Here is an 18,976-nt window from a genome sequence, read left to right as displayed (position 1 = left end):
CAAACAGATGCAGTAATGAAACCATGATTCAATCCTTCGGCTGTCGCTCAGGACTGCCTCACCGCTCTACTGTCATCAAATCGAAAACAATGAAAGGAAATTTATCTTTATAATCTACCTAAAAACAGCCACCCATCAAATCATAGCCTCAAATGAATAAACTACAAATTTTTCTTCTAGTGTTACTTATGATTTCGAATGCCGTTCTGAGTCAAACAAGCGAGAGTTATGTAAAAATGGCCAACACAGCGTATGCTACAGGGAACAAAGACAAAGCAAAAGAATTATATGCAACCGCTGCAGATATGAATAACCCTGACGCACATTATGCGCTCGCATATAAGTATGTAGTGACAGATGAGGAACGTATTTTCCATTACTCGGAAGCGGCCAAAATGGGACATCAGGAAGCTGTTGGAGCAATGTTTGAGGCTCTTTTGTTTCGTGCCAACAGCCTAACGCTAGCAAATCCAGAACGAGCACTCGAAATATATAATCAAGCAAAAGCTCAAAATCCGTCAATAGCTATTTTTAATGAAAAAGGGTATGTCTCAACGGTGAAAAAGTGTGTCGAAGCAGGACCTTTTGATGCAAAAAAATTTATTGAACAATACAATATTAAAGATAGCGAACTGAATGGTCCATATAGTATTTGGGAATTGGCGGAAGAAGCCTCTCGCAACGGACGATTTGGCAAGCCTAATACAAAACTGGTTTTACAACTAGTGAGCCGAGGAAGCTTTGTACCTGCTGAATTGGAGTTTGCAGTAGATTCTATTTATAAAAACTGGAAGACCAACAAGCCCTTCCTATTTAATATTTGTGATTATGTAAGCAGCGGCAGTGGATTATCTTACTGCTCAGCAAAAGCAGAGAAGCTAGCCAAAAAAGAGTATAGTATTCGAATTGAAAAGCTTACGGCTATATTGCAGCACAATGCTGGTGATTTATTACTACCTACCTTCACTGTTACCGAAAAATTTATTGAAGAAAAAGCGTGGAAAGAAGAGTTACATGGTGGTTCGGGATACGCTGCTTGGACTAGATGGTCAATAATGGAACAAAAGAATGACTATTTGGATTTGGTTGAAAAAATAAATAAAGGCATTCAACCTGACTCCCTTTTCAATCATAAAGACGCTGACCGAAAACTTAATGAAACCTACAAACGGGTTATCATTCGATTAAAGAAAAAACCAATAACCGATTTTAACGCAGCGGTAGATGCTGATGGATTGCGTTCGGTACAGCGATTGTGGATCAAATACCGAGATACCTCAGCGATACTTTTTCACCAAATAGCTCCTTCAATAAGTGAAGCCGTTTGGAAAAACTGGTTAACTGCCATTCGAACCAAAGAAATCAATCAAATAGGCACGTTTCAAGAATAGTTTAATTTTCGTTCAAGCTAAAATTGCAGGTAACATTGAAGTACCTAACTTTAAAATAGAAACAAAAAACGATGCTAAGGCAAACAACTGACTCCAGGGTCATTTTTGTTCGTCTTAGCATCGCTGTTATACTATTGCTTTTGGCCGTAGCTTATTTTTGTAAATTATCCCATTGTTGGATAATCAGTATATCCTTGTGCTCCTCCTGTGTAAAAGGTACTTTCGTCCCAAGTTGCTAAAGCTGCATTTGTTTCAAAACGAGCTACAAGATCTGGGTTTGAAATGAATGGTTTTCCGTAAGCTACCAAATCAGCATTTCCTTCTTCGATTACTTTATTTCCTTTTTCTTGATCAAATCCTGCGTTAATCATCAAAGTTCCTTTGTACAATGGACGGAAATGTTTTGCGATTTCAGTTACTGCAAAAGGTACTTTCGAAACATCTGTAAATGGTTCTGATAAATGCACATAGGCCAAATCATAATCATTTAGTTTATTGATGATATATTCAAAAGTTGGAATAGTATCTTTGTCCACTTCCATTCCAAACATATCGTGACATGATGGATTGAAACGTGCTCCAATTTTTTCTTGAGGTACAACTGTTTTCAAAGCATCTAAAACTTCAAAAAAGAAACGCGCTCTGTTTTCATAACTTCCTCCATACTCATCTGTTCTAGTGTTAGAACATCCGTTGAAGAATTGTTGAAACAAATACCCGTTTGAAGAGTGAATTTCGACACCATCAAAACCAGCTTTCATTGCGTTTGCTCCTGCAGTTTGAAAATCTTTGACTACTGCCTTAATGTCTTCGATTGATAATTCTCTTGGCGTCACAGTATCTTTGAAACCTTCGTAGGTATACGATTGTGCGTTTGGATTGATTGCAGAAGCCGAAACTGGCAATTCTCCGTTATGAAAATCAGGATGCGACATACGTCCTACATGCCATAATTGAATGAAGATTTTACCACCCTTGTCATGGACACGTTTGGTTACTTTTTTCCAACCTTCTACCTGTGCATCTGTGTAGATCCCCGGTGTGTTTACATAACCTACTGCTTGTGCAGATACTTGAGAACCTTCTGTGATTAACAATCCTGCCGTAGCGCGTTGTTCATAATACAATCCTTCTAGTTCGGTAGTGGCTACATTACCTTCGCTTGTCGCTCTACCACGTGTCATAGGCGCCATTACGACTCTATTGTTAAGCGTTAGATTTGTGCTTTCGTATGGTTTCAATATATTTTGTGTGCTCATATTGTCTTTATTTTGTGATTTATTAGTACTACAAAATTAGAGCAAGCATACTCAAATTTAATTGACCTAAGTCAATTAGGACTTCTTTAACTTTTGTCTAGCTCGGCTGAGATTCTCGGCTGAGACACCAAGATAATTAGCTATATCGTAGTTGGCTACTCTGTTTTCTATGGTTGCATAGGATGCACAAAAATCAACATAGCGTTCTAAGGTGTTTTTTTCTTGACTGGATAAGATTCGTTTTCGCTGCGAAATAAAAGCTTCGGTAACTAAGATTCTGAAATAGCGCTCAAAAATGGGTGCTTGCGCTAAGACTTCTTCTAAACTTTCAGTGTCTAATGCCCATAATTTGGCCTCTTCAATCGCCTCAATATAAATAGTAGAAACCTCTTGTTTATAAAAAGCTTCAAAATCTCCAATCCACCAGTTTTCGACTGCAAACTGCAAAATATGTTTATTCCCTTTGGCATCCATATAGTACGCCTTCAAACAGCCTTTGATTACAAAATATTGTTCTTTGACGGGATGCCCTGGTTTAAGCAAAAAAGTGCCCTTAGTAATATGGCGTTCCTTTAACTTCGCACAAAATTCTGCTACCTCATCATCTGTTGGATTTATATGTTTTTTGACATGATTCGTTATTGATGCTTGCATGCTACAAATATCATAAAACGAATTGCTTATTGCAAGACAAATAGTATTCCTATAGGATCATTCGAAAATTAAATTCAAACCGCCTTTTTTTCTTTCGATAATAATAAAAGACACTAAGTACGGCAACTTCTTTTTCGATTTTTGCTCCGTCAAAAATTTCACTAACCAAGGTCGTTTCTTACCAGTAATTATTTTCTTGTTTAAAAGCCTTATCAAATGCTTCAAATGATGCTAGACTTGCTTCAATTGTGCTTGATTACAAATGCGGTTGGCTATAGTTTTGTCTTGCTACACAACCAGTAGCTTGTTTTAAAACTAACCTTTAACCAAAAGAGTATGAAAAATGTATTCGTAGCACTTGCTACATTTATGACAATGGCATCTTGCAGCCAAGATGCGGCAGTACCTACAGAAGTTGCAGCACAGACAGAAACAATTGTTTCAAAATCACTAAAAAGTAAAGCGGTGACTCAAAATGGCACCACGACTATTACCGAGGATTATGGAACCTATCAAGATCCAAATTACCAATGGGCCTACATTCAAAATAATATTTGGTCGGCCTCAATTGGCGATACTGGTGCCGACAGAGGACAATTTATTTGGTACAAAAACATAAATAGCTGGGGTGTTCAAGCCTACACAACAACGGGAATCTTCAGTTACAGCGGTGTAAAATCATACCCAAGTTTGGTGTATGGCCGTCACTATAATAATGTATCTCAGAACAAAAATGGTTTTCCGATTAAAATTAGTGCTATAACTAAATCTTATGCGGCAGAATGGAATGCGGCGGTGTTGGATGATGGTGGATCTGGCGCGGTATATAATGCGAGTTATGACATTTGGTTTGACCCAAGCAATACAAACACTGGTACCAACAAATACGAAATTATGATTTGGACATTACGCAAGAATCAAAACCCAATCAATGATTTAGGTTTTGGAGTAAAGTTTAAAGCCAATCAAAAAATTGGCAATTATAATTTTGATGTCTATAAAGGAAGTCTAGATAATGGTAAACAACAAGTTTTGACTTTTATCCTAATTAACGGTAATGGAAACTTCAATGGAAACATAAAACCTTTTATTGATTTTGCTAGCGGATCTTTGTCCAATAATTGGATGGCAAAAACTAACTATCTTACAAGCATACAAGCCGGTTTTGAGATTTGTACAGCAGGTACCAAAACCAAGAAAGCCAATTTTGTAACGAGTAAATTCAGTTTGGCATTGTAGTACTACCGATTTATTTATTTTTTTCGAAAACAGTATAGGGCTTGACTTTTTAACGAAAGTCAAGCCCTTTTTTTTCGAAAACAAAAATGGTTTTTATAACAAAAAGTAGTTTTTTAAGCTTAGAATAATTAACTATTGAATACCGACTAGTACAAAAAAAACTCTTATTTTTGAGAAACGCATTTGAATTTTCAAATGGCCCACAATCTCAAATCTACTAAATACCATGTTCCAAAACAATGCAATCGATTTTGATTTATTAAAAAAACGTGCTTATAATCTTAGATGGGCAACGGTGCCAGAAGGTGTTATTCCGCTTACGGCAGCTGATCCCGATTTTAAAAGTGCTCCCGAAATTGCAGAAGCAGTTTCTAAATTTGCCAAAGACCGATACTTTTGCTACACGCCTCCTGAAGGTTTACCCGAATTCAAAGAAAGTATTGCCTCCTACTTTCAAAGAAATAGAAATGTTCCAGTGCAACCCGAATTTGCTTTCCCGGTAGATAGTGCGGCATTTGGAATATACTTAACCTGCCAAGCTTTTTTGAGTATTGGCGATCAAGCCATAATTTTTGATCCCGTTGATTTTTTATTTCGATATTCCATTGAAACTGTTGGCGGTACCGCAGTGCCCTTCCCTATTCCTGCTGGGACAACCGATCTGGATTTTGAAGTGTTGGAAAAACTAATTACCACGCGCACCAAAATGATTTGTTTGTGCAACCCGTTAAACCCAACCGGAAAAGTATTTACCAAACAAGAACTCACCACACTTGGCGAAATAGCATGCAAACACAACCTTATTATATTGTCTGACGAAATTTGGAGCGATATCATCTTTAGTCCCGCCGTTTTTACTAGTATCGCATCATTGAGCGAAGCCATTCGCAATCAAACAATCACTATTACGGGCTTTAGCAAATCCTACGGGCTTGCGGGCCTGCGTATAGGAGCAGTCATTGCGCACAATCAAAAACATTTTGATTTATTGATGGCTATTTCACTCCACAACTCTACAGTGCATGGCGCAACAGTATTATCACAAGTAGCGGCTACAGCTGCTTTGAACGACTGTGGGTACTACCTAGACAATTTTGTATCTCACCTCACTAAAGTTCGTACGCTATTGGTGGACGAACTTAATAGTGTTCCAGGTTTTAACTGCATAGCACCCGAAGGTTGTTATGTCGCGTTTACCAATATTACTCAAACCAAAAAAAGTAGCCAAGAAATCTATGAGCTATTGTTGAAGGAGGCCAAAGTAGCGGTAGTTCCCGGACTCAAGCAATGGTTTGGCGAAGGTGCCGAAGGACATATTCGAATGAGTTTTGCCACCTCAGAGGAGGTATTACTTGATGCTATGAACCGCATTAAAAAAGTAATATCATGAAAGCAGTAATTATAGGTGGCGGTATTGCAGGCATGACCATGGCGTTGTTGTTACGCAAACAAAATTGGGAAGTAATCGTAAACGAACGTGCCGAAAGCATGCTCAACCAAGGACACGCCTTCTTGATGAGTGCCGATGGACTTTCGATCTTAGAACAATTTCAAAACGAGCAAAATTGCTGTTTGCAGAAACAAAACGTTAATTTATTTAGTTTAAAAAGACCCGATGGCGATGAAGAAATCCGAATTAAATTGGACGGTTGGCATTGTATGAAACGAGTAGAATTGATTTCGTACCTCTATTCTTTTTTTTCGAATGAAACTCTAAAAATGGGACGCAAATTTTCTCATTTCTTATATGAAGACAAAGTAGCCACTGCGGCAGTTTTTGAAAATGGTGAAATTGAGAAGGGCGACATCTTTATCGGTGCCGATGGAAGCAACTCCAAAGTGCGTGAAGCCTTGTTCGGAAAAGTTAATTTTACTCCCGTTGAGGTAAATGAAATTGTTGGTATTTCGAAAAAAAGAGCAATTGACGATCCCGAAAAAGTGATTTTTCAAAAATTTCAAAGTAAAACAAAAGGACTTGCTTTTGGCTATATTCCGGCCTCGGAAGACGAATCGGTTTGGTTTATGCAATACGACCTTAAACTGGCCAATGGGCAAGAAGGCGCAAGTGCTGCATCTTTGAAAAAATTCTGCTATGATATGTTGGCTGAATTTCCAGATGCTGTTCGAGAGGTTTTGGATGCTAATGATTTTAGTACTTCCTATATTTGGAAAACGAGAGATTTTGACACCTTGCCCACTTTTCACAAAGAGAATGTAGTATTGATGGGTGATGCCGCACATCTTGCCGTTCCTTTTACGAGTGCAGGTACGACCAATGCGCTCCTTGATGCCAAAACCTTGACAAATGCTCTAACCACGACAGCTACAATTGAAGAGGCTTTCAGCAGATTTTACCAAGAGCGTTATGCCGATCTTACCAACCACTTGGAGCAAGGACGTTTATTGAAAACTATTTTTCTTGAACCCGAAATACACAGCGAGAGAGGCTATATTCTGCCCCTAGTTAGTGATAAAGACAGCACCGACACCTCCAATAAACCGTTGAAAATCACCTATTTTACTGATCCTATTTGTTCTACCTGCTGGGTGATTCAACCTGTATTGCGCAAATTAAAACTAGAATATGGTGCTTACATCAACCTTGAGTATTTGATGGGTGGTCTATTGCCTTCTTGGGACAATTATGAGCGCGGTACGATCAAAAACCCACTCGACGTTGCGCAACATTGGGAAGAAGTAAGCAAAGAACACCTCAACCCTATTTCTGGCGACATTTGGATAGAAGACCCACTGGAATCGTCCTACCCACCGTCTATTGCTTTTAAGGCTGCACAGTTACAAAGTAATGACAAGGCGATTTCGTTTTTAAGACGTTTGCAAGAAATGATTTTTATCGAAAAAAAGAACATCAGCAAGTGGACCGAAATTGAAAAGGCCGCCTTAACGAGTGAACTAGATTCTGCTTTGTTGTTTAAAGATATAAAAGCGAAGGGACTAGGGCTATTTCACGAAGATTTGGATTATGCCAAAGAAATGAATGTCACCGCTTTTCCAACCATCTTATTTTCTGTCGATAACGAAATTAAAACTAGCATTTCAGGCATGCAACCTTATGAGAAATTTGAATCTATTATAAAAAAGTTCCTCCCCAATGCTACCAAAACAACCATTGATTTTACGCCGGAAGCTTTATTTGAACGTTTTAATAGCATGACCGAATCAGAATATAGTTTTATTATGGATACAAGTCTAGAAGTAACTACTGCGGCATTACAAGATCTTTTTGAAAAAGGAATTATTAAAAAATTTAAAAATAAAAACGGTACTGTTTGGTCCTATATTTTGCCACAAAACCGTGAAAAAAGTAGCGTTTGGTAATGGCTACTTCTCAAAATATTGACTGCATTTTTTAGTTCGAAATAAAAGAAAATTAATGCAGTTGTTCCATTATTGCGTTTTGATACAATCCAAAATAAAGAAGATCGTATTGAACCGCAATTCTTTTTAATTCAAAAAATTAGTTAAGAATAATTTCCAATTCAAAAAATTTGAACACGATATCCGAAAATTAAACTAACACAATTGTTCGAATTTGCAATCCGGGCCCGCTCCAATTATCCCCGCTCTGCAAATTGCTATCGTTAGCACAAAATAACTTGGGACTGCTAATCGAATACCCATGACTTCCCATAGTAGAAAACTACCACGCAAATGGTTTTACGTGGTTGGTATGCGATTTCCATTTGTAAACTACAATTACTTTTTAATAAATTTTCCGTTATAGACGGAGCCGTTTGCAAACAACTTTATCAGATAAGTTCCTTGTGAAAAATCATTAAGAGGAATACTAATTTCTGAATTTTGACTTTCATCAAATTGTTTTATTTGTATCAAACGTCCTAGCAATGAATACACTTTTACAGTAACAATACCCCTATTTTGGCTAGCATCCAATTGGACATTAAGCACATCCGAAGCTGGATTTGGATAAATCGTGAGATTTGATTTTTGATTAAAGAATTGTGCTACATCAAGTGCCTCACCTGTATCCATAATAGCATCTACTCCTGCAGTCCAAGCTGTTCCGCCTCTTTCATAAGCTCCCAAATCTGGTGCAGTTCCTTTGAAAGGATTTACAAAGCCAGTAATTTGTCTTCCACTATCTATGAGTGAAGTTCCTGATTTTGGCATGAAATTAAGATTTGCAACATCTTCAAAAGGAGAACTTGCTGCAATTATATTATTTTGAATATCAAATCCTGTCCCTCTAAACCAATCTCCGGTTGACGCAAAATTATTGTAGATACGATTGTCTTGCTGTACCCTACCGTTTACCCAAGAATCCATAGCACCACCAGAATTCCAGATTGTATTATTAAAAAAATCAATATTCCAATTGGCCCAGTTAACTTGAAAACCCGACCAAGAAACATTCCAAATAACATTGTGATGCACCACATAGCCTTTGCTATCATTGTCTAGGTAAATACCCGCTGCTTTGGCTGAGGAATAAGAAGGCGAAGCTGAATCATGAAACCAGTTATGGTGTATAACACTCCCTTTGGAAGCCGCATTACCAACGGTGTAAAAAACACCAGAATCACTATTAATCAATTCGGCACGAGATGCATCGTTATAAGCTGTTTCGCAATTTAGACCGCTCACATAAATTCCGTCACGACCCGCATTTGTTATCGTATTCTTTAATACCTTAATATTGTTTGCAGTAGACCTGACAGCAGTTGCGTGTATTCCTAAATAATCAATATTACTAATCGTATTTTCTTCTATAATAGAATTATGTGCACCCGAATAATTTTGAATAATGATACCATTTACGGCAGAATGGTTAATAATACATCTTTTCACCAATGTATTTGCACCCAAAACCTCAATTGCAGCTTCACCAACACTGGCTCCGGTATTGTTTAAATTATCATGACCTTCATTACCATGAATAACTGTATTATTAAAAAACATATTGTTACTTCCGCTAATTTTGATGCTTCCACCAAAGAAATCAATGCCTTCAACTTTAATGTATTGACCCGTTAACTGCGCTCCATATTGTCTAGTCGCTATTTCGACAGTTCCATTTGCAGGGATATTACCGTCAGGAGTTTGAAAATACAAAATAGTATTAGCACTATCATAAAACCATTCTCTAGCGTAATCTAGTGCTTCCAATTTGTTAAACAAAAACATTTGTCCACGATTGTTTCCGGGAATGTTTCTCCAAACTGTCGGGTTATGTGGATCAAAAGGCCATTTTGTAATATCAACACCCACATGATTAATTTGCGTTGTTGTACTACTAATAATTGGTCTTGTCCAACTAGCTCCAGAATGAGCACCTAAGTAATAAACCAAACCGCCTGTCCAGTCCATATTAGGTAGCGAACTTGCTTGAAAAGAAGATGCATCACCACCTGTTACAGCGACTGTATTTAAAGTCCAACGGTTATTATCTACATTATTAGGCCATCGCGCTAGATCCATATAATCCCCATTATGATACAAGGCTCTAAACCTACTATCAATACTCATACTCACATTGGCTTTGAAAATACTACCACTGTGTAATTGCCAACCATTAACTACTGTAGTTGCTTTTATGGTTACTTTCTCACCATCTGCGGCTTTAAAGGTTAAATAATTTCCTGACGAACCGCTCTTCGAAATAAGCAATTCTTGTTCATAGACTCCCCCTTTAATAATACAAGTACTCCCTGGCGACATAACAGAAACAGCTTTACTAAAAGTTTTGTAAGGACTACTAATAGAACCCGAATTTGAATCGTTACCATTGGTTGCAACATAAATTGTCTGAGCAATCATTAAGGTATAACATGGCAAGATAATGAAACATAAAAAAGTAAATATTTTTCTCATGGTTTTGGTCTTAGTTTTATTTTACGAAATTAAAACTTCAACTACTAACATTCAAAAGATTCATTACTCCAAATGGTTTTTTATATACCTTGAATTCCTATTTTATTACCACTTTGCAAAGTGATTAAGAACTAACAAAATAGTTTAGACTCCTATGTGAATGTCTCTTAATTTGCATTTAACTGTAGAGTACAGCCCAACAGTGAATTTTATTTTGTCTATATTTTTAAAATAGATTTGGTTAAAAATACTAGACAACAAATACAGTATCCTATCGCATTTTTAAGAATATCCAATTAGCTGAATTTAGCACATGAAATGGTTTAGTGCGCCATTTTACGGTAGAACGTCTAAACTTTCGATCTAGTTAAAATGGAAACGAAGTTCGAAATAGTTCACATTGGACTTTAACCATAAAACTGACAAAGAAATAATTACAGTTTCAGAAAACTAGACAGAAAAATTTATGCAATTCTTTTCGAGCCTACTAGTTTTGAAAATTAAAATTGTCAATAGTCTTTTGAGAAATTATTCTGAATCGAATACCATTCTATTGTAATTTACAGTGCCTACAAATGAGCTTAACAAATGTATATAAAGATATGCTGGTTTTTATAAACAATTAAGTTATGCCTGATTCTAGAGAATTTACTTTTGAAAAACAAACAAAATACCTCCCCTAATCTGCGTGAGTGGTAGTAGTGAAAAGCCCGCAAACCAGTGTAGCGATAGCGGAACTGGTTGAGGACTTGTAACGGATGACACGACAGCATACCAAAAAAGGGCTTTTTGACTGCAAACTACGTTGCCCTTTTTTGGTATGTTGGCACGCCCAAAGAATTGTAAGAACTAAAAAGACTCCTATTCTTTTTAATTTAAAAAATTAGTTAAGAATAATTTCCAATTCAAAATCGTTTCATACCTTTGCACCTCAAAATACAAGAGGAAAAATTTGAACTGATTGCAACCTCTTCATAATGAACTTAGTTGATTATGGGTGCCAAACAATTTTTGGTAGAAAAAAATGCTAAAGCAGATACTCTCCTTTAGTCTTTTTTTGCAATTATTTTTCCTCGCTTAATATTAAAAAATATTTATTATGGCTTATTTATTTACGTCAGAATCTGTGAGTGAAGGACATCCAGACAAGATTGCAGATCAAATTTCAGATGCATTAATTGACAACTTTTTGGCCTTTGACGCTGACTCAAAAGTAGCTTGTGAAACACTAGTTACAACAGGTCAGGTGATTCTAGCTGGAGAGGTAAAATCAAATACGTACTTGGATGTACAACATATTGCTCGTGAAGTAATTCGCAAAATTGGATATACGAAAAGTGAATACATGTTTGAAGCAAATTCTTGCGGTATTTTGTCGGCTATCCACGAACAATCTGCAGATATCAATCAAGGTGTTGACCGTTCTAGCCCAGAGGAGCAAGGAGCAGGTGACCAAGGTATGATGTTTGGTTATGCAACCAACGAAACAGAAAACTACATGCCATTGGCATTGGATTTATCCCATAGTTTATTGAAAGAATTGGCAATTTTAAGACGTGAAAACAAGGAGATTCCTTATTTACGTCCTGATGCTAAATCTCAAGTAACGTTAGAGTACAGCGACGAGAATGTTCCGGTACGTATCGAAGCAATCGTTATCTCTACACAACATGATGATTTTGACGAAGAGGAAGCAATGCTTGCTAAAATCAAAAAAGATATTGTTGAAATCTTGATTCCAAGAATCATTGCAAAAAATCCTAAGCACGCTCATTTATTCAACGATAAAATTCAATACCACATTAACCCAACTGGGAAATTTGTGATTGGAGGTCCTCATGGTGATACTGGTTTGACTGGTAGAAAAATTATCGTGGATACTTATGGTGGTAAAGGTGCTCACGGTGGTGGTGCTTTCTCTGGAAAAGATCCTTCAAAGGTGGATAGAAGTGCTGCTTATGCAACACGTCATATTGCCAAAAACTTAGTTGCTGCTGGTGTTGCTGACGAAATCTTGGTTCAAGTATCGTATGCAATTGGTGTTGCAAAACCTATGGGAATCTTTATTGAGACTTACGGTAAAGCTAAAGTAAACTTGACTGATGGCGAAATAGCCAAAAAAGTAGAAGCAATCTTTGATATGCGTCCTTACTTTATTGAGCAACGTTTGAAATTGAGAAACCCAATTTACAGTGAAACTGCTGCTTACGGACACATGGGACGTACGCCTGAAACGGTTTCAAAAACTTTCTCTGCTCCAGGTGGTTTAACAAAAACTGTTGAGGTAGAATTGTTTACTTGGGAAAAATTAGATTTTGTTGATCAAGTAAAAGCAGCTTTCGGATTGTAATATCCTGAACTGTTTTATAATTATAAAGGCTGTCTTGTTTTCAAGGCAGCCTTTTTTTTGTAGGATACTTTTTCGTTACTTAGCAAAAAAATTATCCTATGGCTACTTTTCCTTCCTTTCATAAAATTGTCGAAGAAACAAAGCAAACACTACTGAGGTTTCCTCTAGAAATTCTTGTTGCTATTGTCGCTACCTTGTGTGCTATATATGCGTATGATGAAAAGGATAAGGAAATTCAAAGAATATTCATCAAAATCATCATGAGTTGTTCCTTATGTTTGGTTTTGTTCCTATCCATAAGTTTGCACTTTTTAAGAGATCAAAAAAATAATATCTTCCGTTTTGGGAGTAGCTTGATTTTGGGAGCCTTGCTGTTTGTCTTTGTTTTTCAATTTAGCAACCCGTTCAAACCGTTGGAAATCTACCAATTCTTTTCCCTCAATTTAGCACTTCACCTACTAGTATCTTTTGCTGCTTTCATTCAAAAACAATATGACGAAAATGCTTTTTGGGAATTCAACAAACAATTATTCTTGCGTATTTTAACAGCAGGACTTTACAGTTCTGTCATTTATGCTGGGCTTTCATTTGCTCTTTTGGCGACACATAATTTGTTCAATATTGACTTTTATGATACTATCTACCTAGATTTATTCTACCTAGTGTACGGGATTTTTAATACCGTTTTCTTTTTGGCAGGTATTCCAGAAACCAACAATTCAAAAGTTCCGTTGAAATTGCAATATCCTGTTGGTCTAAAAAAATTCACCCAGTTTGTATTGATTCCATTAATTAGTATTTACCTCGTAATACTTTTATCTTATGAAGTCAAAATAATAGCCTCATTTGAATTACCTGTCGGCTGGGTATCGAACTTAATATTGGTATTCGCCATTTTTGGAATTCTATCACTGCTTTTGATTCATCCCATAGCAAATGATCATGAAAATGTTTGGATGCGCACGTTTCACAAATGGTTTTACTTTTTGCTAGTACCCTTACTTGGCCTATTGTTTTGGGCTATTTTGTATCGAATAAACCTCTATGGGGTCACACATGAGCGCTATTACGTACTAGCATTAGCTGTTTGGCTTACCGTACTCACCTTTTATTTCATCTGTATAAAAAACTCCAAAATTATCTTCATACCCGTAAGCATGTGCGTGATTGCCTTCGTGACTCTTTTTGGTCCTCAAAGTGCAGATTCTATTTCGAAAAAAAGTCAATTGAATCGTTTTGAAAAATTTATTCTAAAAAGTAAAACCACAAAACTAACAGAAAAGGAAGAAAAAGATTTAAGTAGTATTGTACTATTTATAAATGACAATTATGGGATTTCGCCCTTGGCACCTTATTCAAAAAAAATAGCAATTGCCGCCAAAAAAGATAAAACCATGGGTGCTGCTGCAATTATGAAAGAACTTGGTTTTACTTATCGTGGCAGTCAGTATAGAGGCGAAAATAATGGAGAAGCAGTATATTACTATTATAATTCTGAAAAAAGTCTTCCAATTGATAACATTCAAGGCTATGCATTGGCGTTTGAATTAAACAGATATGCTACTACAAATTGTGATGATTGTATAACCATCGACTCTAAAGGTTACAGCATCAGTCACAAAATGGTCGCAAAAGGAATCGAGTTGACCATCAACAACGAAAAAATACTGTTGCCAATCAATGATTTTGTATTTAAAAATAAAGAGCTGATAAAACAGAATACCGAACAGCTCATTCAAAACATTAGAACTAAAAATTTTGACTTTCGACTGAATTACAAAAGTGTGAATGGACAAATCGAAGAAGATCAAGTCGTAATCGAAAATTATGATATTACCATTTATGTCAAAATAAAATAAGTATATGTTACCACAAAAAAAGGAGTCGTTTCAAGATAGAAACGACTCCTTTTGTATATAAAAGAAAGTGTATTACAATAATAATGTGATTCCTAATTTACCACCGCTCAAAGCGCTGCTTCCACCTAATTGAAGGTTAATCGCCAATTTATCAGTGAAGAAATAACGACCACCTACTTGTAGTCCTACTCCAATATCATCAGCTCCACTGTAATCTGCTTTTTTACCATCAATTTTCGATGTCCAATTGTAGTAGCTCAAACTAGCTCCTCCATACAAATCCCACTCACTTGGGATATTAAGAATCTCATTAAAATGGTAGTTCCCATTTGCTTGGATTCCTAAGATATTACTTTTATATCCAGCTGTATTGTAGGACTGATACGAAAGCTCTCCTCCAAGAGTGAAGTTTGGAGCGATACCATAATCAATTCCTGCATACACAGGTGTTCCCCATCCAGAAGTTCCAATTCCTAGATTCAGTTGCAATCCACCTTCCTCCAAAGGGGCTTGAGCATTTGCAAAACCAAAAGATAATACTGCTAATAACAGAGCGAATTTTTTCATAATTTTAAGTTTTTTTTACTTTTCAAAAGTACTATTTTTCTTTTCATTATCAAAGAGTATACCACTTGATATTATTCTAAATACATTTTTTACAATCCAACTACAAATTGTATTTCATCGAAAAAATAACGTATCGTGGCTGTACCGTGTACTGCGAGTTTGAAGTCGCAAACTGCGAAAAGCTATTATCGTTAAGTGACTTAGTATTCAAAATATTAGTTGCCGCAAGTTTGTATTCCATTTTTGAATTTTTCTTTTGATAGATCATACTAGCACTCAAAAAATCATATTGATTTTGTATCGTTCTAGAATCATTTCGATAATTATAAAATTCATATTCAGACACAAAAGAAAAAGCGTTTAAAAAATAGTAGTCCAGTTTCAAAAAAGGCTTATCCGTGTAGAACGTAGTACCGCTGTATTGATTGACTGCATAATTGTACCCCAACTCCAAATTGGGCATGTTTTTGTAATTTGTAGAAGCTTTGACCGTATAGCTTTGCGTTAAACTTTCGGTAGTGGTAGCCTTAGTGTTTTGTATGTTATTGAATTTAGACCAATTTACCGATGCTCCAAAGCTCGCTTTGTAGTTTCTTAGAAACGAACGCCCATAATTTCCTGATCCCGATAAGGTTTCGTCTGCCAAATTAGAATTGTAAGGACTCGATGTTTGATTAACTCCAGTAAAAACAGAGCTTGTTTTGATGGCATCCACTTTCTTACTATACGATGCATTCGCAAAAATATTTTCAAAATTATACATGTTGTATTTAAAGTAGCGTAATGAATGTACTTGCGAAGTGGCATTCTCCAAAAACCGATTCCCACTGAACAAACTATTATAATTTGACAACACCGCTCCTTGTGCCAGTTTATTGATATCTGTAAAGTTGTTGGTCAACGAATAATTGTAGCTCAAAGTCTGCGATTTCTTAATTTGATACAAGGCATAAAAATCAGGTAAAACACGAGCAAAATTTTGTTGGTATTCACTACCCAATTGCACATTTGCCATGTTATAATAATGCAAACTTACCCCTGGATTAAAAGTAAATTTACCAGTCAAGATCTTATAATGCAAACCTAAATAAGTGTCATTAAAATTGTATTTCACTTGATTATTATACTCTGAATCGTCTAAATTATTCACTGTATTATTGTCCAAAATCTGAAAAATATTCGAATTAAATATTTGATTGGAATACGTATCACCCACTGTCACGTTGATGTTACTCGTTTTGGTCAACATATAATAGTAATCCATCTTCGCATCTACTTTATTGGTTTTAACAAAACGATCTTGATTAAGGCTGTTTCGATTTTGACCCGACACATAATCAGTTAGACTGAAGGGTTGACTTTGTAGATTGGCACTGTAAAACGGATTTTCATCTTGGTATAAATGTTGCACCTCAAAAGCAAAAATATTTTTATCATTTTTGGTATAATACAAATTTAGGTTTTGATTTATCGAAAGTGGATTTTGCTTTTTATTCGTAAAAATATCCTCTGTAGCGCTAACCCCATCCACGATAGATTCCCTGTTCAAAGAAGATAATTCATCTTGTTTCGAAATTTTGGTCAACACATCATAATCCAATTGTAATTTGTCAGTCGGTTTATAACTAGAGCTCAGTTTAAAAAGTCCAAAATTACTTTTTTGAGCAGCAGCCTCGCTACTATTCTGCTTATCACCTGAACCTAAAATAGTGGTTTGTGTTTTGGTTTCTAAATCGGTATTGGAAGAAGACAAGATTCCGAAACCACTAATATTCCACGCCTTATTGATAGTGTATGAAAAATTTGTTGCTCCAAATTTCGTTTCAATATCCTTAGCTCTATTGTTGCGTAGTAGCGAGATTCCCAAATCATTTGACGAAACATCAAAACTGCTTCCTCCTTTTTTGGCCACCCCTCTAAAACCACCAGTAAATTTTAAATAATCTTGAATAGTAAGTGGCAGCTCTCCGATATTATTAAAGTTCGTAATCACGTTTATGCTGTACTTAGGACTGTAGTAAAAAATCTTAGGATTAATCACGTAGCGACTTTCCTCGTGTCCTACTCCTGCACCTGCCGTGACATCACCAAACCAAAAATTCTTTTTACCCGATTTTAGTTTAATGTTCATTGCCACACTTTCTTCATTATTCTCAACACCTTTGAGAGCACCAACTTCGTTGAAATTTCGAAGCACCTGAATTTTATCAATTGCATCCGCAGGAATATTTTTGACACCTAATTTTGTATCACCGTCAAAAAAGTCTTTCCCTTCGATCATAAGCTTGGTTACTTTTTTACCTTCAACCTCTACTTCACCATCATCATTGACCTCAACCCCTGGTAATTTTTTCAGTATATCTTCCAGTTTTCTCTCTGTACCCGATTTAAACGAGTCTGCATTGTAAACAATTGTATCCCCTTTGATAGATACTGGCATATCATGCACAATTTCTACTCCGTCCAACTCGATTCCGCCTTCTTCAAGTGCAATAGTGCGAGTGATATCTTCTTGTGAAGTTACAATTTCAATAGTTTTACTTTGCATCCCCAAATAACTTACATTGATGCTATAATGCGTTCCCGATTTTAAAGACAAAGAAAATTTTCCTTTTTCATTTGTAATTGCATAGGAGTCCATTGCTTTGGTACCCAAATTGACAGCCATAACATTGGCCATCTCAATTGCTTTACCTTTAGTATCAACAATACTTCCTTCCATTTTCAAAGATTGTCCAATGGATAGGATCGAAAATAAAAACAAAACTACTAGATATAATTTTTTCATATAAATAATTTAAATAGAACCCAATTACTAATTAACGACGGCCACCACCTCCACCAGGACCACCTGCGGGTCTTGGATTATTATCTCTATACTCTTTGATTTTTTTCACCACCGTCGCATCGTAATCTTTTTGATTGATTAATTTTCCGTTTGTAGCTGCCTTAATGCTGGCCTTTTCTTTTGGGTTCAAAACCACTTTTGAACATAAAATCACGGTTTTACCATCATTGATTTCCAAGATCAAACCTGGTAAACCCCAATATTTATCCGGTCCTTGGTTCACAGGAATTTCTGGCGAGTACCATGCCGTTACCACACGCTCGGTTGGCGCTTTAATTTGATCTAACAAACTTGTTTTCTTCTCTTTTTCTGCGGCATCTTCTTTTCGTTTCTCCTCGTCAGATCTAGGTCTAAAGTTCCCCAAATCGGTTTCATTCATTGCTATAACTGCAGTCGCTTTAAAACAGTTGTACCCACCAATCACGCGACTTTCGCCTTCCATTTTCCAGTTTAGTTTTACCAATGAATCTTTGACCAAAAAGTCTTTCCCCATAAATTCTTTGTCAACCGTGTAGTTTTTATCTTTTACATTTTTGTACATGGTACCTCCGGCGCCCATCATCGAGCTCATCATCTTCATACGGCCATCACCACCTTGACCCGGTGCATCCAGTTTTTCTTCCTCTTTGTAAATAGAAGCCGTTTTGTCAAAATTCAAAATGAATGTTTTCTCAAACATAGACTTCATGCGTTCTTCAATTTGTTTTTGACGGTCTGGCGTCATATTTTTATCATTCGCAAAACGTTCCTTCATTTCTGCCGAACTTGTTTTGGATTGATACACCGCGATCCCTTGAAACTCTTGTGCTTGTACAGACAAACCTAAAGCCAGCCCCAATACCATTACTATTTTCTTTCTACTATTCATAAAATAATTTTTTATATCATTTATAATTCTTCAATACATTACTATCCTTCGGGCGTGACCCGCAAAAAAAGTGGGTTGGGCTCCCGAA

At 36.4% G+C, this 18,976-nt stretch carries 12 protein-coding genes; 6 read left to right on the top strand and 6 right to left on the bottom strand.

Translation table 11 applies throughout. From position 1 onward, the window contains the following. Window positions 1-152 precede the first annotated feature (152 nt). On the top strand, window positions 153-1,391 hold the full coding sequence (locus FFWV33_RS06775) for a lysozyme inhibitor LprI family protein (protein ID WP_108740205.1): 1,239 nt from the start codon (window positions 153-155) through the stop codon (window positions 1,389-1,391). Window positions 1,392-1,555: 164 nt separating this feature from the next. Here the strand turns inward: FFWV33_RS06775 and FFWV33_RS06770 are convergent, their stop codons facing one another. Together FFWV33_RS06770 and FFWV33_RS06765 are read right to left on the bottom strand one after the other, a co-directional pair. Continuing rightward, window positions 1,556-2,650, bottom strand: coding sequence for an alkene reductase (locus FFWV33_RS06770; protein ID WP_108740204.1), 1,095 nt, complete (start codon window positions 2,648-2,650; stop codon window positions 1,556-1,558). Between the two features lie 75 nt (window positions 2,651-2,725). Then, on the bottom strand, window positions 2,726-3,304 hold the full coding sequence (locus tag FFWV33_RS06765) for a Crp/Fnr family transcriptional regulator (RefSeq protein WP_108740203.1): 579 nt from the start codon (window positions 3,302-3,304) through the stop codon (window positions 2,726-2,728). 336 nt (window positions 3,305-3,640) lie between these two features. Here FFWV33_RS06765 and FFWV33_RS06760 point away from each other — a divergent pair, with 336 nt between their 5' ends. From FFWV33_RS06760 to FFWV33_RS06750, 3 genes are all read left to right on the top strand, one after another. Continuing rightward, window positions 3,641-4,543 carry a GH12 family glycosyl hydrolase domain-containing protein gene (locus tag FFWV33_RS06760; RefSeq protein ID WP_108740202.1) on the top strand — a complete coding sequence of 301 codons (903 nt, stop codon included), beginning with the start codon at window positions 3,641-3,643 and terminating at the stop codon, window positions 4,541-4,543. A gap of 226 nt (window positions 4,544-4,769) precedes the next feature. Continuing rightward, complete coding sequence (locus FFWV33_RS06755) at window positions 4,770-5,933, top strand: pyridoxal phosphate-dependent aminotransferase (RefSeq protein WP_108740201.1); 1,164 nt, start codon at window positions 4,770-4,772, stop codon at window positions 5,931-5,933. Further along, entirely contained in the window at window positions 5,930-7,882 is a 1,953-nt protein-coding gene (locus tag FFWV33_RS06750) for a DsbA family protein (protein WP_108740200.1), read from the top strand. Before FFWV33_RS06755 ends, FFWV33_RS06750 begins: the two co-directional genes overlap by 4 nt. A gap of 378 nt (window positions 7,883-8,260) precedes the next feature. On the opposite strand, the gene FFWV33_RS06745 is transcribed toward FFWV33_RS06750, so the two are convergent. After that, the gene (locus FFWV33_RS06745) at window positions 8,261-10,396 is read right to left on the bottom strand and encodes a T9SS type A sorting domain-containing protein (protein ID WP_108740199.1); all 2,136 of its coding nucleotides are present in this window, start codon (window positions 10,394-10,396) and stop codon (window positions 8,261-8,263) included. A gap of 1,099 nt (window positions 10,397-11,495) precedes the next feature. Between FFWV33_RS06745 and metK the strand changes: the two genes are divergently transcribed. Continuing rightward, on the top strand, window positions 11,496-12,746 hold the full coding sequence (metK, locus tag FFWV33_RS06740; RefSeq protein WP_108740198.1) for a methionine adenosyltransferase: 1,251 nt from the start codon (window positions 11,496-11,498) through the stop codon (window positions 12,744-12,746). A 98-nt stretch (window positions 12,747-12,844) separates the two neighbouring features. Continuing rightward, window positions 12,845-14,605 (top strand): DUF4153 domain-containing protein, encoded by a 1,761-nt coding sequence (locus FFWV33_RS06735; RefSeq protein ID WP_108740197.1) that lies wholly within the window; start codon window positions 12,845-12,847, stop codon window positions 14,603-14,605. A gap of 72 nt (window positions 14,606-14,677) precedes the next feature. Here the strand turns inward: FFWV33_RS06735 and FFWV33_RS06730 are convergent, their stop codons facing one another. The 3 genes from FFWV33_RS06730 to FFWV33_RS06720 all read right to left on the bottom strand — a co-directional run bounded on the left by FFWV33_RS06730 (window position 14,678) and on the right by FFWV33_RS06720 (window position 18,888). After that, the gene (locus FFWV33_RS06730) at window positions 14,678-15,172 is read right to left on the bottom strand and encodes an outer membrane beta-barrel protein (protein WP_108740196.1); all 495 of its coding nucleotides are present in this window, start codon (window positions 15,170-15,172) and stop codon (window positions 14,678-14,680) included. A gap of 100 nt (window positions 15,173-15,272) precedes the next feature. Next, the gene (locus FFWV33_RS06725; RefSeq protein WP_108740195.1) at window positions 15,273-17,960 is read right to left on the bottom strand and encodes a carboxypeptidase-like regulatory domain-containing protein; all 2,688 of its coding nucleotides are present in this window, start codon (window positions 17,958-17,960) and stop codon (window positions 15,273-15,275) included. Window positions 17,961-17,991: 31 nt separating this feature from the next. After that, window positions 17,992-18,888, bottom strand: a complete 897-nt coding sequence (locus FFWV33_RS06720) for a GLPGLI family protein (protein ID WP_245891698.1) — start codon at window positions 18,886-18,888, stop codon at window positions 17,992-17,994. Window positions 18,889-18,976: the final 88 nt, after the last annotated feature.

The sequence above is a fragment of the Flavobacterium faecale genome (assembly GCF_003076455.1).
In the GTDB taxonomy this organism is placed as follows: Bacteria; Bacteroidota; Bacteroidia; order Flavobacteriales; family Flavobacteriaceae; genus Flavobacterium; species Flavobacterium faecale.
Note: the sequence above shows the minus strand (reverse complement) of the source record. Positions and strands in the feature narration are given on the sequence as shown.